Annotated in this window: 23 protein-coding genes; all 23 read left to right on the top strand. The window is 43.3% G+C overall.

Annotated features, from left to right (window positions below):
- Positions 1–47 precede the first annotated feature (47 nt).
- Positions 48–4,361 (top strand): PolC-type DNA polymerase III, encoded by a 4,314-nt coding sequence (locus AC0DBE_RS06335; RefSeq protein ID WP_472961492.1) that lies wholly within the window; start codon positions 48–50, stop codon positions 4,359–4,361.
- A gap of 329 nt (positions 4,362–4,690) precedes the next feature.
- Complete coding sequence (rimP, locus tag AC0DBE_RS06330; RefSeq protein WP_003220940.1) at positions 4,691–5,161, top strand: ribosome maturation factor RimP; 471 nt, start codon at positions 4,691–4,693, stop codon at positions 5,159–5,161.
- Between the two features lie 34 nt (positions 5,162–5,195).
- Positions 5,196–6,314 carry a transcription termination factor NusA gene (gene nusA, locus AC0DBE_RS06325; RefSeq protein WP_003220941.1) on the top strand — a complete coding sequence of 373 codons (1,119 nt, stop codon included), beginning with the start codon at positions 5,196–5,198 and terminating at the stop codon, positions 6,312–6,314.
- A 13-nt stretch (positions 6,315–6,327) separates the two neighbouring features.
- Entirely contained in the window at positions 6,328–6,603 is a 276-nt protein-coding gene (gene rulR / locus AC0DBE_RS06320; RefSeq protein ID WP_003220944.1) for a glucose-induced regulator RulR, read from the top strand.
- Position 6,604: 1 nt separating this feature from the next.
- Entirely contained in the window at positions 6,605–6,907 is a 303-nt protein-coding gene (locus tag AC0DBE_RS06315; RefSeq protein ID WP_003220946.1) for a YlxQ family RNA-binding protein, read from the top strand.
- A gap of 19 nt (positions 6,908–6,926) precedes the next feature.
- On the top strand, positions 6,927–9,074 hold the full coding sequence (infB, locus tag AC0DBE_RS06310) for a translation initiation factor IF-2 (protein WP_041520956.1): 2,148 nt from the start codon (positions 6,927–6,929) through the stop codon (positions 9,072–9,074).
- Positions 9,071–9,349 carry a DUF503 domain-containing protein gene (locus AC0DBE_RS06305; protein WP_003220950.1) on the top strand — a complete coding sequence of 93 codons (279 nt, stop codon included), beginning with the start codon at positions 9,071–9,073 and terminating at the stop codon, positions 9,347–9,349. Before infB ends, AC0DBE_RS06305 begins: the two co-directional genes overlap by 4 nt.
- Positions 9,350–9,365: 16 nt before the next feature.
- On the top strand, positions 9,366–9,719 hold the full coding sequence (gene rbfA, locus AC0DBE_RS06300; RefSeq protein WP_019258420.1) for a 30S ribosome-binding factor RbfA: 354 nt from the start codon (positions 9,366–9,368) through the stop codon (positions 9,717–9,719).
- Between the two features lie 83 nt (positions 9,720–9,802).
- On the top strand, positions 9,803–10,732 hold the full coding sequence (gene truB, locus AC0DBE_RS06295; RefSeq protein ID WP_014113818.1) for a tRNA pseudouridine(55) synthase TruB: 930 nt from the start codon (positions 9,803–9,805) through the stop codon (positions 10,730–10,732).
- Positions 10,733–10,750: 18 nt separating this feature from the next.
- On the top strand, positions 10,751–11,701 hold the full coding sequence (ribF, locus tag AC0DBE_RS06290) for a bifunctional riboflavin kinase/FAD synthetase (RefSeq protein ID WP_072182683.1): 951 nt from the start codon (positions 10,751–10,753) through the stop codon (positions 11,699–11,701).
- A 156-nt stretch (positions 11,702–11,857) separates the two neighbouring features.
- Positions 11,858–12,127 (top strand): 30S ribosomal protein S15, encoded by a 270-nt coding sequence (gene rpsO / locus AC0DBE_RS06285; protein WP_003154182.1) that lies wholly within the window; start codon positions 11,858–11,860, stop codon positions 12,125–12,127.
- 172 nt (positions 12,128–12,299) lie between these two features.
- Complete coding sequence (gene pnp / locus AC0DBE_RS06280; RefSeq protein ID WP_014113820.1) at positions 12,300–14,417, top strand: polyribonucleotide nucleotidyltransferase; 2,118 nt, start codon at positions 12,300–12,302, stop codon at positions 14,415–14,417.
- A 117-nt stretch (positions 14,418–14,534) separates the two neighbouring features.
- On the top strand, positions 14,535–15,494 hold the full coding sequence (locus AC0DBE_RS06275; protein WP_014113821.1) for a polysaccharide deacetylase family protein: 960 nt from the start codon (positions 14,535–14,537) through the stop codon (positions 15,492–15,494).
- Positions 15,495–15,533: 39 nt separating this feature from the next.
- On the top strand, positions 15,534–16,763 hold the full coding sequence (locus tag AC0DBE_RS06270; RefSeq protein ID WP_061187480.1) for a M16 family metallopeptidase: 1,230 nt from the start codon (positions 15,534–15,536) through the stop codon (positions 16,761–16,763).
- A 78-nt stretch (positions 16,764–16,841) separates the two neighbouring features.
- Positions 16,842–17,099 (top strand): YlmC/YmxH family sporulation protein, encoded by a 258-nt coding sequence (locus tag AC0DBE_RS06265; RefSeq protein ID WP_003238478.1) that lies wholly within the window; start codon positions 16,842–16,844, stop codon positions 17,097–17,099.
- Positions 17,100–17,290: 191 nt separating this feature from the next.
- Positions 17,291–18,184 (top strand): dipicolinic acid synthetase subunit A, encoded by an 894-nt coding sequence (gene dpaA, locus AC0DBE_RS06260; protein WP_014113823.1) that lies wholly within the window; start codon positions 17,291–17,293, stop codon positions 18,182–18,184.
- Positions 18,185–18,186: 2 nt separating this feature from the next.
- Positions 18,187–18,789, top strand: coding sequence for a dipicolinate synthase subunit B (dpaB, locus tag AC0DBE_RS06255; RefSeq protein ID WP_061187482.1), 603 nt, complete (start codon positions 18,187–18,189; stop codon positions 18,787–18,789).
- A 125-nt stretch (positions 18,790–18,914) separates the two neighbouring features.
- Positions 18,915–19,955 (top strand): aspartate-semialdehyde dehydrogenase, encoded by a 1,041-nt coding sequence (gene asd / locus AC0DBE_RS06250; protein WP_014113825.1) that lies wholly within the window; start codon positions 18,915–18,917, stop codon positions 19,953–19,955.
- A gap of 91 nt (positions 19,956–20,046) precedes the next feature.
- Positions 20,047–21,261 carry an aspartate kinase gene (dapG, locus tag AC0DBE_RS06245; RefSeq protein WP_003220974.1) on the top strand — a complete coding sequence of 405 codons (1,215 nt, stop codon included), beginning with the start codon at positions 20,047–20,049 and terminating at the stop codon, positions 21,259–21,261.
- A 30-nt stretch (positions 21,262–21,291) separates the two neighbouring features.
- Positions 21,292–22,164 carry a 4-hydroxy-tetrahydrodipicolinate synthase gene (gene dapA / locus AC0DBE_RS06240; RefSeq protein WP_014113826.1) on the top strand — a complete coding sequence of 291 codons (873 nt, stop codon included), beginning with the start codon at positions 21,292–21,294 and terminating at the stop codon, positions 22,162–22,164.
- 178 nt (positions 22,165–22,342) lie between these two features.
- Positions 22,343–24,010 carry a ribonuclease J2 gene (gene rnjB / locus AC0DBE_RS06235; protein WP_014113827.1) on the top strand — a complete coding sequence of 556 codons (1,668 nt, stop codon included), beginning with the start codon at positions 22,343–22,345 and terminating at the stop codon, positions 24,008–24,010.
- 116 nt (positions 24,011–24,126) lie between these two features.
- Positions 24,127–24,864, top strand: coding sequence for a translocation-enhancing protein TepA (gene tepA / locus AC0DBE_RS06230; protein WP_003220980.1), 738 nt, complete (start codon positions 24,127–24,129; stop codon positions 24,862–24,864).
- Positions 24,861–25,073, top strand: a complete 213-nt coding sequence (locus tag AC0DBE_RS06225; RefSeq protein ID WP_041520957.1) for a YlzJ-like family protein — start codon at positions 24,861–24,863, stop codon at positions 25,071–25,073. Before tepA ends, AC0DBE_RS06225 begins: the two co-directional genes overlap by 4 nt.
- Positions 25,074–25,128: the final 55 nt, after the last annotated feature.

Here is a 25,128-nt window from a genome sequence, read left to right as displayed (position 1 = left end):
CTGAGGTACCTTCACTTATGATGTTTTTAGGGAGGGATACTGTCTTAATGGAACAGTTATCAGTAAACAGAAGGCAGTTTCAAATTCTTCTGCAGCAGATTAATATGACAGATGATACCTTCATGACATATTTTGAAGATGGCGAGATTAAAAAGCTGACAATACACAAAGCTTCTAAGTCTTGGCATTTTCATTTTCAATTAAAATCTTTGCTGCCTTTTCAAATATATGACACATTAACAACGAGGCTGACGCAATCGTTTGCCCACATAGCAAAAGTGACATCTTCAATTGAAGTGCAGGATGCCGAGGTCAGTGAAAGTATCGTTCAAGACTACTGGTCACGATGCATTGAAGAATTGCAAGGCATTTCGCCGCCGATTATCAGTCTCTTAAACCAGCAAAAACCGAAACTGAAGGGCAATAAACTGATTGTCAAAACAAAAACAGACACAGAAGCGGCTGCTCTTAAGAACAAATACAGTTCCATGATTCAAGCTGGCTACCGTCAATTTGGTTTCCCAGACCTTCAGCTTGATGCCGAAATATTTGTATCCGAGCAAGAAGTTCAAAAGTTTCGGGAGCAAAAGCTTGCAGAAGACCAAGAGCGGGCCATGCAAGCGCTGATTGAAATGGAGAAGAAAGATAAAGAAAGTGATGAAGATCAAGTGCCATCTGGGCCTCTTGTCATCGGTTATCAAATTAAAGATAACGAAGAAATCCGGACGCTTGACAGCATCATGGACGAAGAACGGAGAATTACAGTCCAAGGTTACGTGTTTGATGTGGAGACCCGCGAGCTGAAAAGCGGGCGTACGCTGTGTATCTTCAAAATTACAGACTACACAAATAGTATTTTAATCAAAATGTTTGCACGTGAAAAAGAAGATGCGGCACTAATGAAGTCTCTGAAAAAAGGAATGTGGGTAAAAGCACGCGGAAGCATTCAAAATGACACTTTCGTCAGAGATCTCGTCATGATCGCAAATGACGTAAACGAAATAAAAGCAAAAACCCGGGAAGATTCGGCTCCTGAAGGAGAAAAAAGAGTGGAATTGCATTTGCATTCCCCAATGAGCCAAATGGATGCTGTTACGGGTATTGGAAAGCTTGTCGAACAGGCGAAAAAATGGGGGCATGAGGCCATCGCTTTGACGGACCATGCTGTTGTTCAATCTTTCCCTGATGCTTATTCTGCCGCCAAAAAGCATGGAATTAAAATGATTTATGGGATGGAAGCGAATCTCGTTGATGATGGCGTGCCAATTGCTTATAACGCTGCACACCGTCTGCTTGAGGAAGAAACATATGTTGTTTTTGACGTCGAGACGACGGGACTGTCTGCTGTATACGATACCATTATTGAGCTGGCTGCAGTAAAAGTAAAAGGCGGAGAAATTATTGATAAATTTGAGGCGTTTGCGAACCCGCATCGTCCGCTTTCAGCCACAATCATAGAGCTGACTGGCATCACCGATGATATGCTTCGCGACGCTCCGGATGTCGTAGATGTGATAAGAGATTTTAGAGAATGGATTGGCGATGATATCCTTGTCGCTCATAATGCGAGCTTTGATATGGGATTCTTAAACGTAGCTTATAAAAAGCTTCTTGAAGTCGAAAAAGCTAAAAACCCAGTCATTGATACACTTGAGCTTGGCCGTTTTCTCTATCCGGAATTTAAGAACCACCGTTTGAACACACTTTGTAAAAAGTTTGATATCGAACTCACACAGCATCACCGTGCGATCTATGATACTGAGGCGACTGCTTATTTGCTTCTGAAAATGCTGAAGGACGCAGCTGAAAAAGGCATTCAGTACCATGATGAGCTGAATGAAAATATGGGTCAGTCCAACGCTTATCAAAGATCTAGACCGTATCATGCAACATTACTCGCTGTGAACAGCACGGGGCTTAAAAATTTATTTAAGCTTGTGTCACTTTCTCATATTCATTATTTTTACAGAGTGCCTCGTATCCCGAGATCTCAGCTTGAGAAATACAGGGAAGGGCTTCTGATCGGTTCAGCCTGTGACAGGGGAGAGGTTTTTGAAGGGATGATGCAAAAATCGCCTGAAGAGGTTGAAGATGTCGCATCATTCTATGATTATCTTGAGGTTCAGCCGCCTGAAGTGTATCGTCACTTGCTAGAGCTTGAACTGGTCCGCGATGAAAAATCGCTGAAAGAAATTATTGCGAATATCACGAAATTGGGTGAAAAGCTTAATAAACCTGTTGTTGCTACGGGAAATGTTCATTACTTGAATGACGAGGATAAAATTTACAGAAAGATTTTAATATCCTCTCAAGGCGGGGCCAATCCGCTGAACAGACATGAACTGCCGAAAGTGCATTTCAGAACGACAGACGAAATGCTTGAAGCATTTTCTTTTTTAGGCGAAGAAAAAGCGAAGGAAATTGTTGTTACCAATACCCAAAAGGTTGCTTCTTTAATCGATGACATCAAGCCGATTAAAGATGATTTGTATACACCGAAAATCGAAGGCGCCGATGAAGAAATCAGAGAAATGAGCTATCAGCGTGCAAGAAGCATTTACGGCGAACAGCTGCCTGAAATTGTCGAAGCGCGGATTGAAAAAGAATTAAAGAGTATCATTGGCCACGGCTTCGCTGTTATTTACTTGATCTCTCACAAACTTGTAAAACGTTCACTAGATGACGGGTATCTCGTAGGTTCCCGTGGTTCCGTAGGATCTTCATTAGTTGCGACGCTTACTGAGATTACTGAGGTCAACCCGCTGCCGCCACACTATGTCTGCTCTGAGTGCCAGCATTCTGAGTTCTTTAATGACGGTTCTGTCGGTTCCGGTTTTGACTTGCCCGACAAGATGTGTCCTCATTGCGGAACACCTTTGAAAAAAGATGGCCATGATATTCCGTTTGAAACGTTCTTAGGATTTAAAGGGGACAAAGTACCTGATATCGATTTGAACTTCTCAGGGGAATATCAACCGCACGCACACAATTACACAAAAGTATTGTTCGGAGAAGACAATGTATATCGAGCAGGAACAATAGGCACAGTTGCAGAAAAAACAGCCTACGGTTATGTAAAAGGCTATGCCGGAGACAATAACCTCCACATGCGCGGGGCCGAAGTAGATCGGCTCGTACAGGGATGTACAGGTGTAAAACGTACAACTGGACAGCACCCTGGGGGTATTATCGTAGTTCCGGATTATATGGATATCTATGATTTTTCACCGATTCAGTTCCCGGCAGATGCCACAGGTTCAGAGTGGAAAACGACTCATTTTGATTTCCACTCCATCCATGACAACCTGTTAAAACTGGATATTCTCGGACACGATGACCCGACCGTCATTCGGATGCTTCAAGACTTAAGCGGCATTGATCCGAAAACAATTCCAACCGATGATCCAGAAGTGATGAAGATTTTCCAGGGAACCGAATCACTCGGTGTTACAGAAGAACAGATCGGCTGTAAAACAGGAACTCTTGGAATCCCTGAATTCGGAACACGATTTGTCCGTCAGATGCTTGAAGATACAAAGCCGACAACTTTTTCCGAGCTCGTTCAGATTTCAGGCTTGTCTCACGGAACTGATGTATGGCTCGGCAATGCGCAAGAGCTCATCCACAATAATATTTGTGAGCTGAGTGAGGTTATCGGCTGCCGTGACGACATTATGGTTTATTTAATCTATCAAGGCCTTGAGCCGTCCCTTGCCTTTAAAATCATGGAATTTGTGCGTAAAGGAAAAGGATTAACGCCTGAATGGGAAGAAGAAATGAAAAATAACAATGTCCCAGACTGGTATATTGATTCTTGTAAAAAGATTAAATACATGTTCCCGAAAGCCCACGCCGCAGCTTATGTATTAATGGCAGTCCGCATTGCTTACTTTAAAGTACATCATGCGCTTCTGTATTATGCGGCTTATTTTACCGTTCGTGCAGACGACTTTGATATCGATACAATGATCAAGGGCTCTACAGCAATCAAGGCGGTAATGGAGGATATTAACTCTAAAGGACTTGATGCTTCACCGAAGGAAAAAAACCTTCTGACTGTTTTAGAATTAGCGCTTGAAATGTGTGAGAGAGGCTATTCATTCCAAAAAGTCGATTTATATCGCTCCAGCGCTACAGAGTTTATTATTGACGGCAACAGTCTTATCCCGCCGTTTAACTCCATTCCTGGATTAGGGACGAACGCCGCTCTGAACATTGTAAAGGCTCGTGAAGAAGGCGAATTCCTCTCAAAAGAAGATTTGCAAAAGAGAGGGAAAGTGTCAAAAACGATTCTAGAGTATTTAGATCGTCATGGCTGTCTCGAATCACTGCCTGATCAAAACCAATTATCATTGTTCTAACATAGAAGCAGAATTTCTCTCGAAATTCTGCTTCTATGCATATATAACCGCAAAAAGTGCCATCGTAACATTAGAGTTTCTGTCATTTGCTTAGGTATGAAGGTAAGCGTATATCCATTTGCAATAAAAATATGGTTATGGTATAGTTTTATTGGAAATGCTAACGATTACCGAGGCAAAGAGTGGGGAAACCCGCTCTTTTGTATTGAACAAGAGAATTTTGTCTCGACATGTTCATCGTTTACTTTTTAGCCCCTGCTCTCTTGAAGCAGGGTTTTTATGCAGAGTGACGAGACGAATATGATATCGACAGCACAAGGAGGAAGAACATGAGCAAAAAAGTGACTGACACCGTTCAAGAAATGGCTCAGCCAATCGTAGACAGCCTTCAGCTGGAACTCGTTGACATTGAATTTGTCAAAGAGGGTCAAAGCTGGTTCCTTCGCGTGTTTATTGATTCCGATGACGGTGTGGATATTGAGGAATGTGCCAAAGTAAGCGAAGCTTTAAGCGAAAAGCTTGATGAGGCAGATCCAATCAGCCAAAATTACTTTCTTGAAGTCTCATCTCCGGGAGCTGAGCGTCCGCTAAAGAAAAAAGCCGATTTCGAAAAATCACTTGGAAAAAATGTGTATATTAAAACTTATGAGCCTATTGAGGGCGTAAAAGTGTTTGAAGGTGAGCTGGCTGAATTTGATGGACAAACAGTGACAGTTGAGATCACGATCAAAACAAGAAAGAAACGGATCAATATTCCGTATGAAAAGATAGCTAATGCAAGATTAGCTGTTACATTCTAATGAATACAAATGTTTTAAGGGGGGAGACCGTTAAATGAGCAGTGAATTATTAGATGCTCTCACGATTCTTGAAAAAGAAAAAGGCATCAGCAAAGAAATTATCATTGAAGCAATCGAAGCTGCGTTAATTTCTGCTTATAAGCGGAATTTTAATCAAGCGCAAAATGTACGGGTGGATTTAAACCGTGAAACAGGCTCCATCCGTGTATTTGCAAGAAAAGATGTCGTTGACGAAGTTTACGACCAAAGGCTGGAGATCTCTATTGAAGAGGCGCAGGGCATCCATCCGGAATATATGGTCGGCGATGTCGTTGAAATCGAAGTAACGCCTAAGGATTTCGGGCGCATAGCTGCTCAAACAGCGAAGCAGGTCGTCACACAGCGTGTGCGCGAAGCTGAGCGCGGTGTGATATATTCTGAATTTATCGACCGTGAAGAAGACATCATGACAGGTATCGTTCAGCGCCTAGACAATAAGTTTATCTACGTGTCTTTAGGCAAAATTGAAGCCTTGCTGCCGGTTAATGAGCAAATGCCGAATGAAAGCTACAAGCCTCATGATCGCATTAAGGTATATATCACAAAAGTAGAAAAAACGACGAAGGGCCCGCAGATTTATGTGTCAAGAACACATCCAGGCCTGTTAAAGCGTTTGTTTGAAATCGAAGTGCCTGAGATTTATGATGGAACTGTCGAGCTGAAATCTGTTGCCAGAGAAGCTGGCGACCGTTCAAAAATTTCTGTTCGCACAGACGATCCTGACGTGGATCCTGTTGGCTCATGCGTAGGTCCTAAAGGCCAGCGTGTTCAGGCGATCGTCAATGAATTAAAAGGTGAAAAAATTGACATTGTCAACTGGTCCAGTGATCCTGTAGAATTTGTCGCGAATGCGCTCAGCCCTTCGAAAGTGCTGGATGTCATCGTTAATGAAGAAGAAAAAGCGACAACTGTTATTGTTCCTGATTACCAGCTGTCTCTGGCGATTGGCAAAAGAGGACAAAACGCACGCTTAGCTGCTAAACTGACAGGCTGGAAGATTGATATTAAGAGCGAAACGGACGCAAGAGAACTTGGAATCTATCCGAGAGAACTTGAAGAAGAAGACGATGAGCCGCTCTTTACGGAGCCTGAAACTGCTGAATCGGATGAATAAGAGGTGACCTTAGGTGAATAAACACAAAAAGATCCCGTTACGCAAATGTGTAGTGACTGGTGAAATGAAGCCTAAAAAGGAACTGATCCGAGTTGTACGTTCAAAAGAAGGCGAAGTCTCAGTAGACCCGACCGGAAAAAAGAACGGGCGGGGTGCTTATTTAACGCTGGATAAAGAGTGCATCTTAACAGCAAAAAAGAAAAACACTTTGCAAAATCAATTTCAATCACAAATCGATGACCAGATTTTCGAAGAATTGCTGGAACTGGCGGAAAAGGTGAAAAAATAAAATGTCTGGAATGGAATGGTTTCCCTTGCTGGGTCTGGCCAATCGAGCTCGTAAGGTCGTGTCAGGCGAAGACTTGGTAATAAAAGAAATCAGGAATGCGCGTGCAAAGCTTGTCCTGCTTACAGAGGATGCATCATCTAACACAGCGAAAAAAGTAACCGACAAGTGCAATTATTATAAAGTCCCTTATAAAAAAGTCGAGAGTCGCGCGGTTCTTGGACGCTCTATCGGTAAAGAAGCCCGTGTCGTTGTCGCCGTCACTGACCAAGGTTTTGCGAATAAGCTGATCAGCTTGCTCGATTAATATTTTTGGGGGTGAACGAATGGCTAAAATGAGAGTATACGAATATGCAAAAGCGTTAAATGTTTCAAGTAAGGAAATTTTGACCGCACTGAAAAACATGGATTTAGAAGTGAATAATCACATGGCCATGCTTGAGGAAAAGGCCATTAAACAGCTTGATGCCAAATATAAAAAAGGCGGCGCAGCCGCTAAATCTCAAAAGCCAGCAGAAACGAACAAAAACAAACAGCCGCAAGGGATCAATCAGCAATCAGCTGGAAATCAACCAAATAAAATTCGAGACGGAAAGAAGAATGACGTGCAGAATAATCAATTTAACAAAAACAAGAAGAATAACAACAACAAAAAAAATAAACGCAACCACAACAATAAAAACCAACATCAGCAAAAGCCTGTAAAGCCGAAAAAAGAGCTTCCTGAGAAAATTACATTCTCTGGAACATTAACAGTCGGCGCACTGGCTGAAGAGCTTGGCAAAGAGCCTTCAGAACTCATTAAAAAGCTGATGCTTCTTGGCGTAATGGCAACCATTAACCAAGAGCTTGATAAAGACACAATTGAACTCATTGCATCAGAATATGGTGTTGAAACAGAAGAAGTTATTGTGCTTGAAGAAACAGAGCTGGAAAAATACGAAGAGCCTGATAATGAAGAGGATCTTGAAATTCGTCCTCCTGTCGTTACGATCATGGGTCACGTTGACCACGGGAAAACGACGCTTCTTGACAGCATCCGTAAAACGAAGGTTGTTGAAGGAGAAGCAGGCGGAATCACTCAGCATATTGGTGCTTACCAAATTGAAGAGAACGGCAAGAAAATTACGTTCTTGGATACTCCGGGCCACGCCGCATTTACAACGATGCGTGCACGCGGTGCAGAAGTAACTGATATTACAATTCTCGTTGTTGCTGCCGATGACGGTGTAATGCCGCAAACAGTAGAAGCGATCAACCATGCAAAAGCAGCTGAGGTTCCTATTATCGTTGCTGTGAATAAAATTGATAAAGAATCCGCAAATCCTGACCGTGTGATGCAAGAACTGACGGAATACGGTCTTGTCCCTGAAGCTTGGGGTGGAGAAACCATTTTTGTTCCGCTTTCCGCTTTAACTGGAAAAGGCATTGATGAACTCGTTGAAATGATTTTGCTTGTCAGTGAAGTAGAAGAACTGAAAGCGAATCCGAACCGCCAGGCAAAAGGAACGGTTATTGAAGCAGAACTCGATAAAGGCAGAGGGTCAGTTGCGACATTGCTCGTACAGACTGGAACACTGCATGTCGGTGATCCGATCGTAGTCGGTAACACATTTGGCCGTGTCCGTGCAATGGTTAACGACATTGGACGCCGTGTGAAAACTGCCGGCCCGTCAACTCCGGTTGAAATTACCGGTTTGAATGATGTCCCTCAAGCGGGAGACCAATTCCTTGTCTTTAAAGATGAAAAAACAGCTCGTTCTGTCGGGGAAGCCCGTGCTTCGAAACAGCTTGAAGAGCAGCGCAGCGATAAAGCGAAGCTTAGTCTTGATGACTTATTCGAGCAAATTAAACAAGGTGATGTAAAAGACATCAACATCATCGTAAAAGCTGACGTTCAAGGATCTGCTGAAGCTTTAACAGCCGCACTTCAAAAAATTGAAGTAGAAGGCGTTAAAGTGAAAATCATCCATACAGGCGTTGGTGCAATTACCGAATCTGACATTATCTTGGCATCTGCTTCCAATGCAATTGTTATTGGGTTTAATGTGAGACCGGACGGAAATGCTAAGAGTACGGCTGAAGCTGAAAATGTAGATATTCGACTTCACCGTATCATTTACAAAGTAATCGATGAGATTGAAGCTGCCATGAAAGGTATGCTTGATCCTGAATATGAAGAAAAAGTAATTGGTCAAGTAGAGGTACGCCAAACATTCAAAGTATCTAAAATCGGTACAATTGCCGGCGGATATGTTACTGAAGGAACCATTACGCGCGACAGCGGCCTCCGTTTAATTCGTGACGGCGTCGTCATCTTCGAAGGCGAAGTAGACGTTCTGAAACGCTTTAAAGACGATGTGAAAGAAGTTTCACAAGGCTATGAATGTGGTATTACAATTAAGAAATACAATGACATTCGTGAAGGTGACATCCTTGAAGCGTTTGTCATGCAAGAAATTGAAAGAACGTGATCGGATTTGCGGAGTGTGAATGCATCATTTATGATGCAGGATCGCTAAAAGAAAAGCGTGCCGTTCTGAAGCGGATTTTAACCAGGGTTCAAAACAAGTTCAATGTTTCGATTTCGGAGATTGGCTATCAGGACACATGGCAAAGGACCAGCTTCGGAATCGCCGCTGTTTCTTCCTCTCGCGTTCAAACAGAAAAAGAACTGCAGCGCGTTCTGGCGTTTATCGATTCTTTTCCTGAAATTGAACGGACGATCACTAGAACAGAGTGGTTTTAACTTAGAGGTGATTGAATTGAGTATGAGAGCAAACCGTGTTGGCGAGCAAATGAAAAAAGAACTCGGTGACATTATCAGCCGCAAGCTGAAAGATCCGAGAATTGGTTTTCTGACAGTAACGGATGTGCGTGTATCAGGTGATTTGCAAATTGCAAAGGTGTATATCTCGGTTCTCGGTGACGAGAAAAAACGGGAGGAAGCGCTGAAAGGGCTGGCAAAAGCGAAAGGATTTATCCGATCCGAAATCGGCAGCCGCATCAGACTTCGAAAAACGCCTGAAATTGAATTTGAGTTCGATGAATCAATCGATTACGGAAATCGTATCGAAACACTGATTCACGAAATACATTCAGAGAAACCATCTGAATAAAAAAGGGAGAGGATAGGCGTATATCGTCTGTCCTCTTTTCTATGTTTTAAAGAGAAAAACTCAAAAGAAGGAGTGAAAGACAAATGGTTAACGGAGTTCTCCTTTTACATAAACCAGTTGGCATGACATCACATGACTGTGTCATGAAAATCCGAAAACTGTTAAAAACAAAAAAAGTAGGACATACGGGAACGCTCGATCCAGAAGTATCAGGCGTGCTTCCGATTTGTGTGGGAAGGGCGACAAAAATTGTCGAATACTTAACTGAAAAGTCTAAAACGTATGATGCGGAAATAACGCTTGGCTTTTCAACGACAACTGAGGATCAAACGGGCGAAACGGTTGAAACAAAGCCTGTCAATCAAGACATTGATAAAGCGGAAGTAGAAAAGGTGTTAAACAATTTAAAGGGTAAACAAGAACAAATTCCTCCCATGTATTCCGCTGTAAAAGTAAACGGCAAAAAATTATACGAGTACGCAAGAGCAGGGATTGAAGTAGAACGTCCGAAACGCATGATTACCATTGAAGACATCGCCCTGACGACAGAGATTACACATAATGAAGAAACCGCAAGCTTCCGATTTACAGTGACATGCTCCAAAGGGACCTATGTAAGGACGCTGGCGGTCATGATCGGCGAAAAACTCGGATACCCGGCTCATATGTCTCATTTAATTCGTACGGCATCCGGAGATTTTTCTCTCGACGAATGCTTTACCTTTGAAGAACTGGAAGCACAGGTCCAGTCCGGAACCGTGGGAGAGCATACAGTTCCTATTGAACGTGCGCTCAATCATTTGCCGAAATGGATCATAAGTGATACATTAGCTAAGAAAGTAGAAAATGGGGCTTTGCTTGAGACGCCCGAGCAGTTTTCTGAAATGACAAGCGAAGACCGTATTGCCGTCTTTACTGAATCCGGAAGCTGTTTGGCGATCTATTTCCCCCATCCTGCGAAAAAAGGGCTGTTAAAGCCGGCAAAAGTATTGATGCAAAAAAGCGAACAATAGAAAAAAGGTGACCGTTCTGTGAAGACGATACATATTACACATCCTCATCATTTAATCCAAGAGGAGCAGGCAAAGTCTGTGATGGCGTTAGGGTATTTTGACGGCGTTCATCTTGGGCATCAAAAGGTAATCGGCACAGCGAAGCAAATAGCCGAAGAAAAGGGTCTGGCATTAGCTGTGATGACCTTTCATCCTCATCCTTCTCATGTATTGGGCAGGGATCAGGAGCCAAAGGATCTGATTACGCCTCTGGAAGACAAAATAAACCAAATTGAACAATTAGGCACAGAGATTCTGTATGTCGTTAAATTTAATGAAGTATTTGCCTCTCTTTCTCCTAAGCAGTTTGCAGACCAGTATATTATCGGCCTTAATGTACAGCACGCAGTGGCGGGCTTTGACTTTACGTATGGCAAATATGGCAAGGGAACAATGGAAACTATGCCGCACGATTTAGACGGAAAAGCAGAGTGCACAATGGTAGAAAAATTAACGGAGCAGGATAAAAAAATCAGCTCCTCATATATCCGTACCGCGCTTCAAAACGGAGACGTTGAATTGGCGAATATCTTGCTCGGACAGCCTTATTTTATAAAAGGAATTGTCATTCACGGTGATAAAAGAGGGCGGACCATCGGGTTTCCGACAGCAAATGTCGGTTTAAATAACAGCTATATCGTTCCGCCGACGGGTGTATATGCCGTGAAAGCGGAAGTGAACGGCGAAGTTTACAATGGCGTTTGCAATATCGGCTATAAGCCGACATTTTATGAAAAACGTCCGGAGCAGCCTTCAATCGAGGTCAATCTGTTTGATTTCGATCAGGAAGTATACGGAGCCGCTATAAAAATCGAATGGTATAAACGGATTCGGAGCGAGCGGAAATTCAATGGCATCAAAGAATTAACAGAGCAAATTGAGAAGGATAAGCAGGAAGCCATCCGTTATTTCAGCAATTTGCGGAAATAACATGCAACGTACACAAATTTTATTCTAAAATATTTGCATATGGGCACGATTTTTAGTATGATAGTTTTCGTAGTCTTAAAACCATTGCTTGGCAATCCGAAGTCACCGACGGTTGCTAGGTAACTGGGGCTAAATATGATTTGGAGGTGAAACAGGATGGCAATTACTCAAGAGCGTAAAAACCAACTCATCAGTGAGTTCAAAACACACGAATCTGATACTGGATCTCCAGAAGTTCAGATCGCTATCCTAACTGACTCAATTAATAACTTGAACGAGCATTTACGTACTCATAAGAAAGACCACCACTCACGTCGCGGTCTTCTTAAAATGGTAGGTAAGCGTCGTAATCTTCTTACGTATCTACGTAATAAAGACGTAACTCGTTATCGTGAGTTAATTAACAAACTAGGCTTACGTCGATAATCGTAAAAAGCGGGAGGATTCCCGCTTTTTTATCGTATTAAAGCGAAATTACTTATAACAAATCATTGAAATCCTTTTACATACTACTTTGACATTGATATGTTCAATTCATTTCGTTCATAATAGGAGTAATTGATTATTTCACACAACGAAGAGAGGAGTTCGTAATCGTATGGGACAAGAAAAACATGTCTTTACCATAGATTGGGCCGGAAGAACGCTTACCGTTGAAACCGGCCAGCTTGCCAAACAGGCAAACGGTGCTGTGATGATCCGCTACGGTGATACAGCAGTACTTAGTACAGCAACCGCTTCAAAAGAACCAAAACCGCTTGATTTCTTCCCGCTTACTGTAAACTATGAGGAAAGATTATATGCGGTAGGAAAAATTCCGGGCGGATTTATTAAAAGAGAAGGACGTCCAAGTGAAAAAGCGGTTCTTGCCAGCCGTTTAATCGACCGTCCGATCCGTCCTTTGTTTGCCGATGGATTCCGTAATGAAGTACAAGTCATCAGCATTGTCATGAGTGTTGACCAAGACTGCTCTTCTGAAATGGCTGCCATGTTCGGTTCATCTCTTGCTCTTTCTGTATCGGATATTCCGTTTGAAGGACCGATTGCAGGGGTTACTGTCGGACGCATTGATGATCAATTTATTATTAACCCGACAGTCGATCAGCTTGAGAAAAGCGACATCAATCTTGTTGTTGCCGGCACGAAAGATGCCATTAACATGGTAGAAGCGGGAGCGGACGAGGTTCCTGAGGAAACCATGCTTGAAGCCATTATGTTCGGCCATGAAGAGATTAAACGCCTGATTGCATTCCAAGAAGAAATTGTAGCAGCAGTTGGCAAAGAGAAATCAGAAATTGCGCTTTATGAAATTGATGAAGAGCTTAGTGAAAAAGTAAAAGCTTTAGCAGAAAAAGATCTGCTGAAAGCTATTCAAGTTCATGAAAAGCATGCCCGCGAAGATGCCATTAATGAAGTGAAAAACACAGTTGTGGCAAAATTCGAGGATGAAGAGCATGATGAAGACACAATCAAGCAAGTGAAGCAGATTTTATCCAAGCTGGTGAAAAATGAAGTGCGCCGCCTGATTACTGAAGAGAAAGTAAGACCGGACGGCCGCGGTGTCGATCAAATTCGCCCGCTTTCTTCTGAGGTCGGCCTCTTGCCAAGAACGCACGGATCAGGTCTGTTTACAAGGGGACAAACACAAGCCCTCAGCGTATGTACGCTAGGTGCTCTAGGAGATGTGCAAATCCTTGACGGCTTAGGTGTTGAAGAGTCAAAACGGTTTATGCATCACTACAACTTCCCGCAATTCAGCGTTGGGGAAACAGGACCAATGCGTGGGCCGGGACGCCGTGAAATCGGACACGGAGCACTGGGTGAGCGTGCGCTTGAGCCAGTTATTCCGTCTGAAAAAGACTTCCCTTACACTGTCCGTCTTGTATCAGAAGTGCTTGAATCAAACGGTTCTACGTCTCAAGCAAGTATTTGCGCAAGCACACTTGCAATGATGGATGCCGGTGTACCAATCAAAGCCCCAGTTGCGGGTATTGCGATGGGTCTTGTCAAATCAGGCGAACATTACACCGTTCTGACTGACATTCAAGGCATGGAAGACGCGCTTGGAGATATGGACTTTAAAGTAGCAGGAACGGAAAAAGGCGTAACAGCGCTGCAAATGGACATTAAAATCGAAGGCCTTTCCAGAGAGATTCTTGAAGAAGCGCTTCAGCAGGCGAAAAAAGGAAGAATGGAAATCCTCAACAGCATGCTTGCGACATTAAGCGAATCAAGAAAAGAGCTTTCTCAATATGCGCCTAAGATTTTAACAATGGCCATTAATCCTGATAAAATCCGCGATGTCATTGGGCCAAGCGGAAAACAAATCAATAAGATCATCGAAGAAACCGGTGTTAAAATTGATATTGAGCAGGACGGCACAATCTTTATTTCTTCAACAGATGAAAGCAGCAACCAAAAAGCGCAAAAAATCATCGAAGACCTTGTCAGAGAGGTTGAGGTCGGCCAGCTTTACCTAGGTAAAGTGAAACGAATCGAAAAATTCGGGGCTTTCGTTGAAATTTTCAGCGGAAAAGACGGTTTGGTGCACATTTCAGAGCTTGCGCTTGAACGCGTAGGAAAAGTTGAAGATGTTGTGAAAATCGGAGACGAGATTCTTGTCAAGGTCACTGAAATTGATAAACAAGGACGAGTCAATTTGTCTCGTAAAGCGGTGCTCCGTGAAGAGAAAGAAAAAGAAGAACAACAATCTTAAATGAAAACATAAAAAGGAGCCTGGGAGACCCGGCTTCTTTATTTTGAAGCTTTTAAAAAGCAGGCGGGTTCTACCTTGTCCTTCTCCTTCATAATGTGAGGTGAGGGGGGACAGAACATGTACAAAAAATTTGTGCCGTTTGCCGTTTTTCTATTTCTTTTTTTTGTCTCATTTGAGATGATGAAAAATCCGCACACACTTGATTATATAGGGGCAATGAAAAAAGATACGGTGACTGTCACGGCGTCCAAAGACCCGTTATATGAAGAATTGCTTCAAAAAGCGCCGGAGTACGAAGTCAAGCCCCAAGATGCCAGAGTCGATAAAGTGTGGAAAAGCATTCCCGGCTACAATGGACTGAAGGTCAATATTGAACAATCATATAAAAAAATGAAAAAGCACGGCGAGTTTCGGGAAAACGATCTGGTGTACAGCCAAGTAAAACCAAACGTTCATCTTGAGTCTCTTCAGCCTGAGCCTATTTATAAAGGAAATCCTGACAAACCGATGGTGGCTTTTTTAATCAATGTGGCATGGGGAAATGAGTATTTGGAAAAAATGCTCCCTATCCTGCAAAAGCACCAAGTCAAGGCTACGTTCTTTTTAGAAGGCAATTGGGTGAGGAACAATAAACAGCTCGCTAAGAAGATTGCGGAAGACGGACATGAAATCGGAAATCATTCATACAATCATCCAGATATGAGCAAACTGACTACAGGAAGAATTTCCGAGCAGCTCGACAAGACAAATGAGCAAATAGAACAAACGATTGGCGTTAAGCCGAAGTGGTTCGCTCCGCCGAGCGGAAGTTTACGAAAAGCGGTTGTCGACATTGCAGCTGAGAAACAGATGGGAACAATAATGTGGACAGTTGATACGATCGATTGGCAAAAACCGGCTCCGTCTGTACTTCAAACGAGAGTGTTAAGCAAGATACATAATGGTGCCATGATTTTAATGCATCCGACTGACTCCACGGCGGAAAGTCTTGAAGTGCTGATTACAAAGATAAAAGATAAAGGATACGCGCTTGGAACAGTCACTGAACTAATGGATGAAACAAGACTGTTGAAGTAACAGATGCAGGCAGCTTGTCTTTGAATAGGAGGAACAAATTTGATTAAACGATATACGTGTCAAAATGGTGTAAGAGTTGTGCTGGAAAATAACCCGACAGTCCGTTCTGTTGCGATCGGCGTATGGATCGGCACAGGTTCGCGGCACGAAACGCCGGAGATAAACGGGATTTCTCACTTTTTAGAGCACATGTTCTTTAAAGGGACGAGCACAAGATCTGCACGCGAGATAGCAGAATCTTTTGATCGTATTGGCGGTCAGGTCAATGCGTTTACTTCAAAGGAATATACCTGCTACTATGCAAAGGTGCTTGACGAGCATGCGAATTACGCGCTTGACGTATTAGCAGATATGTTCTTTCATTCAACGTTTGATGAAAACGAGCTGAAAAAAGAAAAAAATGTAGTATATGAAGAAATTAAAATGTACGAAGATGCGCCAGACGACATTGTGCATGATTTACTGAGCAAAGCCACTTACGGCAATCATTCTTTAGGCTACCCAATTCTAGGCACGGAAGAAACGCTTGCTTCTTTCAATGGTGACTCTCTCAGACAATACATGCATGATTATTATACGCCGGACCGAGTGGTCATTTCGGTAGCGGGCAATATATCTGACAGTTTTATCAAAGATGTAGAAAAATGGTTCGGGTCATACGAGGCGAAAGGCAAAGCGACAGGCCTTGAGAAACCGGAGTTCTACACGGAAAAACTGACGAGAAAAAAAGAAACAGAGCAGGCTCATCTGTGCCTTGGATTTAAGGGCCTTCAGGTTGGCCATGAACGCATTTATGATTTAATTGTCCTGAATAATGTGCTCGGAGGCAGCATGAGCAGCCGGCTGTTCCAAGATGTCCGAGAAGACAAAGGCCTCGCTTATTCTGTTTACAGCTATCATAGCTCTTATGAGGACAGCGGAATGCTTACCATTTACGGAGGAACGGGTGCAAATCAGCTTCAGCAGCTGTCAGAAACCATTCAAGAAACCCTTGCTACATTAAAACGCGACGGCATTACCTCAAAAGAGCTGGAAAATAGCAAGGAGCAAATGAAGGGAAGCTTAATGCTGAGCTTAGAAAGCACAAACAGTAAAATGAGCCGAAACGGGAAAAATGAACTGCTGCTCGGCAGACATAAAACATTAGATGAGATCATCAATGAATTAAACGCCGTGAACTTAGAGCGTGTCAACGGCCTTGCCAGACAATTGTTTACTGATGATTATGCACTGGCACTCATCAGCCCTTCCGGCAATATGCCGTCTTAAAAAGGAAAAGCCTGCCCCTTAACGGAGCAGGCATTTTTTTATCCCTTTGATCATACATAGTACAAGGGGGTGACAGACATGCGGCTCAGTGAATTATCAGGAAAGGAAATTGTAGACATCAAAAGAGCTGAACGGCTGGGAGTGCTTGGCCAGACCGATTTAGAAATCAATGAACAGGATGGCCAGATTACAGCACTCCTCATTCCGACAGTTAAGTGGTTTGGTTTGAGAAAACACGGTCAAGACATTCGTGTCCCCTGGCATCATATTCAAAAGATCGGATCAGATATGATCATATTAGATGTACCTGAGGAAATGTCTCCTCGACAAGAGTAAATGAAAAAGCCCAAAATGACTGTGGTGCGGGCTCTAAAGTAAACATCTGAAACATCGGCTTTTGGCAGCCGATGTTTTTTTATATGAAAAAACCGCATGTTTTAATTCACCGGTATTTCCTTTTGATCATAAGATGAAGGGGAGCTTAACAACTAGAGATCCAGTATATACAAAGAAGGTGAACGTTTAGAATGTTAACCGGATTGAAAATTGCAGTTATCGGCGGTGACGCAAGACAGCTCGAAATTATTAGAAAGCTCACTGAACAGCAGGCTGACATCTACCTTGTCGGTTTTGACCAATTGGATCACGGTTTTACCGGAGCAGTAAAATGCAACATTGATGAAATTCCTTTTCAGCAAATAGACAGCATTATTCTTCCAGTGTCTGCGACAACAGGAGAAGGTGTCGTATCGACGGTATTTTCGAATGAAGAGGTTGTGTTAAAACAGGAGCATCTCGACAAAACGCCTGCACACTGTGTCATTTTCTCAGGAATTTCTAACGCCTATTTAGAAAACATTGCAGCTCAAGCAAACAGAAAACTTGTTAAGCTGTTTGAGCGGGATGACATTGCGATATACAATTCTATTCCGACAGTAGAAGGAACGATCATGCTGGCTATTCAGCACACGGATTATACGATACACGGATCTCAGGTGGCCGTTCTTGGTCTAGGACGCACCGGGATGACGATTGCCCGTACATTTGCCGCGCTCGGAGCGAATGTAAAAGTGGGGGCAAGAAGTTCAGCGCATCTGGCACGTATCACTGAAATGGGGCTCGTTCCTTTTCACACCGATGAGCTGAAAGAGCATGTAAAAGATATAGATATTTGTATTAATACCATACCGAGTATGATTTTAAATCAATCGGTTCTTTCTAGCATGACACCAAAAACCTTAATATTGGATCTGGCCTCACGTCCCGGGGGAACGGATTTTAAATATGCCGAAAAACAGGGGATTAAAGCACTTCTTGCCCCTGGCCTTCCAGGGATTGTCGCACCTAAAACAGCCGGGCAAATCCTCGCAAACGTCTTGAGCAAGCTTTTGGCTGAAATACAAGCTGAGGAGGGGAAATAAGGATGTCGTCATTAAAAGGAAAAAGAATCGGGTTTGGACTGACCGGATCGCATTGCACATATGAAGCGGTTTTCCCGCAAATTGAGGCGCTGGTCAACGAAGGAGCGGAAGTGCGTCCGGTTGTCACATTTAACATGAAATCCACAAATACCCGATTTGGAGAGGGAGCAGAATGGGTTAAAAAAATTGAAGACTTGACTGGATATGAGGCAATTGATTCAATTGTAAAGGCAGAGCCCCTTGGGCCGAAGCTTCCCCTTGACTGCATGGTCATTGCTCCTTTAACCGGCAATTCAATGAGCAAGCTGGCAAATGCCATGACGGACAGTCCGGTGCTGATGGCGGCAAAAGCGACAATCCGAAACAATCGGCCGGTCGTTCTTGGCATCTCGACAAATGATGCTCTCGGTTTAAACGGAACAAATTTAATGAGGCTCATGTCAACAAAAAATATCTTTTTTATTCCATTTGGGCAAGACGATCCATTTAAAAAACCGAATTCAATGGTAGCCAAAATGGATCTACTTCCGCAAACCATTGAAAAGGCACTAATGCATCAGCAGCTTCAGCCGGTTCTGGTTGAGAATTATCAGGGAAATGACTAAATTTACAGAAAATCTTTCCCAAACTAAAAAATTCGGTCATCACCCGCATATTCTATGGTAAAATAAAACGTAAAATCATAGTCAAATCAATTCAATGAGGCTGATTGGCGGAAGGAGTTTTACAGATGGGAAGAGGTTTACACGTAGCTGTTGTCGGAGCGACAGGAGCTGTAGGACAACAAATGCTTAAAACACTTGAAGACAGAAACTTTGAAATGGACACACTTACATTGCTATCTTCAAAACGCTCTGCGGGGACAAAAGTCACGTTTAAAGGCGAAGAGCTGACTGTTCAGGAAGCTTCTCCTGAGAGCTTTGAAGGGGTAAATATTGCTTTGTTCAGCGCCGGCGGAAGCGTATCACAAGCATTGGCACCAGAAGCTGTAAAACGCGGCGCTATTGTTATAGATAATACGAGTGCGTTCCGTATGGACGAAAATACACCGCTTGTTGTGCCTGAAGTGAATGAGGCAGACTTGCATGAACACAACGGCATCATTGCCAATCCTAACTGCTCTACAATCCAAATGGTTGCGGCTCTTGAACCGATCCGCAAAGCATACGGCTTAAACAAAGTCATCGTATCAACGTACCAGGCGGTATCAGGAGCGGGAAATGAAGCTGTAAAAGAGCTTTACAGCCAAACACAGGCGATTTTAGATCAAGAAGAAATTGAGCCTGCGATCATGCCTGTAAAAGGTGACCAAAAACACTATCAAATCGCCTTCAACGCGATTCCGCAAATTGATAAATTCCAAGATAACGGCTATACGTTTGAGGAAATGAAAATGATAAATGAAACGAAAAAAATCATGCACATGCCAGACCTTCAAGTAGCGGCTACATGTGTGAGACTGCCAATTCAAACTGGGCACTCAGAGTCAGTCTACATTGAGGTAGACCGTGATGACGCTACAGTTGAAGATATTAAAAATCTATTAAAAGAAGCTCCGGGCGTGACACTTCAGGATGACCCAAGCCAACAGCTTTATCCGATGCCTGCTGATGCCGTCGGCAAAAACGATGTGTTTGTAGGCCGCATCCGCAAAGACTTGGACAGAGCAAACGGTTTTCATTTATGGGTTGTTTCTGATAACCTATTAAAAGGCGCGGCATGGAACTCTGTTCAAATTGCAGAAAGCCTGAAAAAACTAAACCTCGTATAATAGAGAGAATTTCCTAAAGACGAATAGAAGAGAGTAAGGCACTATCAGCCTGCTCTCTTCTGTTACGTCCGAATAATTTGGAGTGAAAACAGTGAAGATAATTGTTCAAAAGTTCGGCGGAACATCTGTAAAAGATGATAAAGGCCGCAAACTGGCTTTAGAGCATATTAAAGAAGCAATCAGTGAAGGATATAAGGTTGTCGTTGTCGTTTCAGCGATGGGCCGGAAAGGAGACCCGTACGCTACAGATTCTTTGCTGGGACTGCTTTACGGCGATCAGTCAGCGATTTCTCCACGGGAGCAGGATTTGCTTTTATCTTGCGGAGAGACCATTTCCTCTGTCGTCTTTACAAGCATGCTGCTTGATAACGGTGTGAAAGCAGCTGCGCTGACAGGGGCTCAGGCTGGCTTTTTAACGAATGATCAGCATACCAATGCGAAAATCATTGAAATGAGACCGGAGCGTTTATTCGGTGTGCTCGCGAATCATGACGCTGTAGTCGTCGCAGGATTCCAGGGCGCAACTGAAAAGGGTGATACAACAACGATCGGCAGAGGGGGCAGCGACACGTCCGCAGCCGCACTCGGAGCAGCTGTTGACGCGGAATACATCGATATTTTCACCGATGTAGAAGGTGTGATGACTGCTGACCCGAGAGTGGTGGAAAATGCGAAACCGCTTCCTGTCGTGACATATACAGAAATTTGCAACCTGGCGTATCAAGGGGCGAAGGTCATTCATCCGCGGGCTGTGGAAATTGCGATGCAGGCCAAGGTTCCGATCCGTGTCCGTTCGACTTATTCGAAAGATAAGGGCACATTGGTGACATCGCATCACTCTTCCAAAGTCGGAAGCGATGTTTTTGAAAGGCTGATTACGGGAATTGCCCATGTCAAAGATGTCACTCAGTTCAAAGTGCCTGCCAAAATTGGCCAGTATAACGTTCAGACTGAAGTGTTCAAGGCGATGGCGAATGCGGGAATCAGTGTCGATTTCTTTAACATTACACCTAGTGAAATCGTATATACGGTGGCTGGGAATAAAACAGAAACAGCTCAGCGTATTTTAATGGATATGGGCTATGATCCGATGGTAACCAGAAATTGCGCGAAAGTATCGGCGGTCGGAGCGGGCATTATGGGTGTTCCTGGTGTCACATCGAAAATCGTTTCTGCTCTTTCAGAAAAAGAAATTCCGATCCTTCAGTCGGCTGACAGCCATACGACGATATGGGTGCTTGTCCATGAAGCCGATATGGGACCTGCTGTAAACGCTTTGCATGAAGTGTTTGAACTTTCCAAGTAAATGTGATTGAATCATGATGAGGTGAATAAAATGAATTTCGGAAATGTGTCTACAGCGATGATTACACCCTTTGACAATAAAGGGAACGTAGACTTTCAAAAACTGTCTACACTGATTGATTACTTGTTGAAAAACGGAACGGATTCTTTAGTAGTAGCGGGAACAACTGGAGAATCTCCGACCCTTTCAACTGAAGAAAAAATTGCGCTTTTTGAATATACGGTAAAAGAAGTGAACGGTCGGGTGCCGGTTATTGCGGGTACTGGAAGCAACAACACGAAAGATTCCATTAAGCTGACAAAAAAAGCTGAGGAAGCGGGCGTAGACGCAGTCATGCTTGTTACGCCTTATTACAATAAGCCTTCTCAAGAAGGAATGTACCAGCATTTTAAAGCAATTGCGGCTGAAACGTCTCTTCCGGTTATGCTTTATAATGTGCCGGGCCGTACGGTTGCTTCTCTTGCTCCTGAAACGACGATCCGTTTGGCGGCAGACATTCCGAATGTTGTTGCGATTAAAGAAGCGAGCGGAGACCTCGAAGCGATTACAAAAATTGTTGCAGAAACGCCGGAAGACTTCTCTGTCTATTCAGGGGATGACGCCCTGACGCTTCCTATTCTCTCAGTTGGAGGAAGAGGAGTTGTGTCAGTGGCGAGCCATATCGCAGGCTCTGATATGCAGCAAATGATCAAAAATTATACGAATGGGCAAACAGCTAATGCGGCACTGATTCATCAGAAACTGCTGCCGATTATGAAGGAACTGTTTAAAGCGCCTAATCCTGCTCCTGTCAAAACAGCGCTTCAGCTGAGAGGCCTTGATGTCGGTTCAGTGCGTCTTCCTCTTGTTCCGTTAACCGAGGATGAACGTCTGAGCTTAAGCAGCACGATCAGCGAACTGTAAGAAAAATTTCATACAGTGAAACAAACGCGGTCATTCTCACATTCAGCTGAGTTTGACCGTTTCTTATACATATTGGTTTTCCCTAAACCTTCTGCTTTATCTTGTTTTCTAAATTTACTTTCAGTTATAATAGGAACAAGTGATGATGGACGGGTATGAGACTAGGAGGATATAGATTTTGAAAAAGAAAAATACAGAAAACGTTAGAATTATCGCCCTTGGCGGTGTCGGAGAAATTGGGAAGAACCTTTATGTCATCGAAATTGACTCAGACATATTTGTTGTAGATGCCGGCCTTATGCATCCAGAAAACGAAATGCTCGGTATTGATGTGGTGATTCCTGACATATCATATTTGATTGAACGGGCTGACCGCGTCAAGGCAATCTTTTTAACGCACGGGCACGATGAAAATATCGGCGGCGTTTTTTACTTATTGAACAAGCTGTCCGTTCCAGTGTACGGAACAAAGCTGACGCTTGCGCTATTAAGAGAAAAATTAAAACAATACGGACATAACCGAAAAACTGATTTAAGGGAAATTCACTCCAAATCTGTCATTACGTTTGAATCGACTAAAGTATCGTTCTTTAGAACGATTCACAGCATCCCTGATTCTGTAGGTGTGAGTCTTAAAACATCACTTGGATCTATTGTATGCACGGGAGACTTCAAATTTGACCAAACGCCTGCACTTAACCAAACGTGCGACATTGGCGAGATCGCCAAGATCGGCAATAGCGGCGTACTTGCCCTGCTTTCCGACAGTGCAAATGCGGAGCGACCGGGCTATACGCCTTCGGAAGCTGCTGTCAGCGGAGAAATTTCGGACGCGCTGTATAATTCAGTGAACCGGGTGATTATTGCTGTTTTTGCATCCAATATTAACCGGATCCAGCAAGTCATTCATGCAGCGGCTCAAAATGGCAGAAAGATTGCCGTTGCCGGAAAAAATCTTCAATCTGTCCTGCAGCTGGCAAGAAAGCTCGGATATATTGAAGCAGATGATGAAATGTTTATTTCTGTACAGGATGTCAAGAAATATCCGAAGCGCGAAGTGGCCATTATTACAGCCGGCAGCCAAGGTGAACCGTTAGCTGCACTGACAAGAATGGCAAACAAAGCCCATAAACAGCTGAACATTGAAGAAGGGGATACGGTTGTCATTGCGTCAACTCCAATCCCTGGGCAGGAACTCATTTATTCTAAAACAGTAGATCTTCTTGCGAGAGCCGGTGCACAAGTCATCTTTGCACAAAAGCGTGTCCATGTATCTGGCCACGGCTCACAAGAAGAGTTAAAGCTGATGATCAATCTGCTTAAACCAAAATATTTAATTCCTGTAAACGGCGAATACAGAATGCAAAAAGCTCATTCAAAAATCGCTGAAGAAATCGGCATGAAGCGCAGTGATATCTTCTTAATTGAAAAAGGAGACGTCGTTGAATTCCGCGGCCAAAACGTAAAAATTGGGGATAAAGTTCCGTACGGCAATATTTTAATTGATGGTTTGGGTGTCGGTGATATCGGCAATATCGTATTAAGAGACCGCCGCTTGCTTTCACAGGACGGAATTTTAATCGTTGTCATTACACTTGATAAACAAAAGAAACATCTTGTATCAGGACCAGAAATTATCACTCGCGGTTTTGTTTATGTAAGAGAATCTGAAGGCCTTATCGTACAAGCTACTGAGCTTGTCCGTTCCATCGTGACAGAAGCGACTGAAACATCAAATGTTGAATGGTCAACGCTGAAGCAGGCAATGCGAGATGCTTTGAACCAATTCCTATATGAAAAAACGAAACGCAAACCGATGATCATCCCAATTATTATGGAAGTATAATGTCTGACTAAAGACCGGAGCTGCTCCGGTCTTTATTTTTTTGCCTTTCAAGCCGGGATTGAATTGAGTATCTTTGTTCATAATACAAAGAGAAATTCGGAAAGGGTGAAAGCGAAATGGATCATCGTATGGAAAACGCAGAAGAAGAGCGTCCTGAAAAAAATGACGCGAAAGACAGCATTATGAATAAAATACAGCAGCTTGGTGAAACGACGCTTCCGCAGCTGCCCCAAGATACAAATATTCATTGTCTGACCATTATCGGACAAATAGAAGGCCATGTTCAGCTTCCTCCGCAAAACAAAACAACAAAATATGAGCATGTCATCCCGCAGATTGTGGCAATTGAACAGAATCCCAAAATTGAAGGCCTGCTGATTATATTAAATACTGTCGGAGGAGATGTTGAGGCGGGTCTCGCAATAGCGGAAATGCTGGCATCATTATCAAAACCGACCGTTTCCATCGTGCTTGGCGGAGGGCATTCCATCGGCGTTCCGATTGCGGTATCCTGTGATTACAGCTATATTGCTGAAACAGCAACGATGACGATTCATCCCGTTCGGCTGACAGGACTGGTAATTGGTGTGCCGCAAACGTTTGAATACCTGGATAAGATGCAAGAAAGAGTTGTTAAATTTGTAACAAGCCACTCAAATGTAAACGAAGATAAGTTCAAAGAGCTGATGTTTTCAAAAGGAAACTTAACACGCGACATCGGAACAAATGTCGTTGGTAAGGATGCTGTCGAGTACGGATTGATCGATCACGTCGGAGGAGTCGGACAAGCGATCAATAAACTGAACGAGCTGATCGAGGAAGCAAGAGCAGAAGAAGGACGGATGATTCAATGATTCTGTATACTATGATGCCGCAGGAAATTGTTTTTGCTGAACAGAACCAACAGACAAGCGCACATGAGCAAATTGAATATAGAGGTGTGCCGCTTCTTGTCGAGATGAAAGGCAATGAAGCGGAAGTTATTCAAATCATGAGCACAAATCCAATGCATTTTCTGCACCCGGACATTTCACCGGGACAAAAGCTGAAATTAAACGTATAAGATCCATCCCTTTTTTAAGGGCAAAATATGCTATAATAGGGGAATCCTACAGAAA

The sequence above is a fragment of the Bacillus sp. VA15 genome (assembly GCF_055721145.1).
The sequence above is the reverse complement of the archived record's forward strand: the minus strand, read 5'-3'. Positions and strand labels throughout refer to the sequence as shown.

What these genes read in the sequence shown, in the direction of transcription:
- dpaB (WP_061187482.1), top strand. Translation starts at nt 18,187, where the DNA reads ATGTCGTCATTAAAAGGAAAAAGAATCGGGTTTGGACTGACCGGATCG.
- truB (WP_014113818.1), top strand. Translation starts at nt 9,803, where the DNA reads ATGGTTAACGGAGTTCTCCTTTTACATAAACCAGTTGGCATGACATCA.
- dpaA (WP_014113823.1), top strand. Translation starts at nt 17,291, where the DNA reads ATGTTAACCGGATTGAAAATTGCAGTTATCGGCGGTGACGCAAGACAG.
- AC0DBE_RS06335 (WP_472961492.1), top strand. Translation starts at nt 48, where the DNA reads ATGGAACAGTTATCAGTAAACAGAAGGCAGTTTCAAATTCTTCTGCAG.
- nusA (WP_003220941.1), top strand. Translation starts at nt 5,196, where the DNA reads ATGAGCAGTGAATTATTAGATGCTCTCACGATTCTTGAAAAAGAAAAA.
- infB (WP_041520956.1), top strand. Translation starts at nt 6,927, where the DNA reads ATGGCTAAAATGAGAGTATACGAATATGCAAAAGCGTTAAATGTTTCA.
- pnp (WP_014113820.1), top strand. Translation starts at nt 12,300, where the DNA reads ATGGGACAAGAAAAACATGTCTTTACCATAGATTGGGCCGGAAGAACG.
- AC0DBE_RS06225 (WP_041520957.1), top strand. Translation starts at nt 24,861, where the DNA reads ATGATTCTGTATACTATGATGCCGCAGGAAATTGTTTTTGCTGAACAG.
- AC0DBE_RS06275 (WP_014113821.1), top strand. Translation starts at nt 14,535, where the DNA reads ATGTACAAAAAATTTGTGCCGTTTGCCGTTTTTCTATTTCTTTTTTTT.
- asd (WP_014113825.1), top strand. Translation starts at nt 18,915, where the DNA reads ATGGGAAGAGGTTTACACGTAGCTGTTGTCGGAGCGACAGGAGCTGTA.
- rimP (WP_003220940.1), top strand. Translation starts at nt 4,691, where the DNA reads ATGAGCAAAAAAGTGACTGACACCGTTCAAGAAATGGCTCAGCCAATC.
- AC0DBE_RS06265 (WP_003238478.1), top strand. Translation starts at nt 16,842, where the DNA reads ATGCGGCTCAGTGAATTATCAGGAAAGGAAATTGTAGACATCAAAAGA.
- AC0DBE_RS06315 (WP_003220946.1), top strand. Translation starts at nt 6,605, where the DNA reads ATGTCTGGAATGGAATGGTTTCCCTTGCTGGGTCTGGCCAATCGAGCT.
- tepA (WP_003220980.1), top strand. Translation starts at nt 24,127, where the DNA reads ATGGATCATCGTATGGAAAACGCAGAAGAAGAGCGTCCTGAAAAAAAT.
- rpsO (WP_003154182.1), top strand. Translation starts at nt 11,858, where the DNA reads ATGGCAATTACTCAAGAGCGTAAAAACCAACTCATCAGTGAGTTCAAA.
- dapA (WP_014113826.1), top strand. Translation starts at nt 21,292, where the DNA reads ATGAATTTCGGAAATGTGTCTACAGCGATGATTACACCCTTTGACAAT.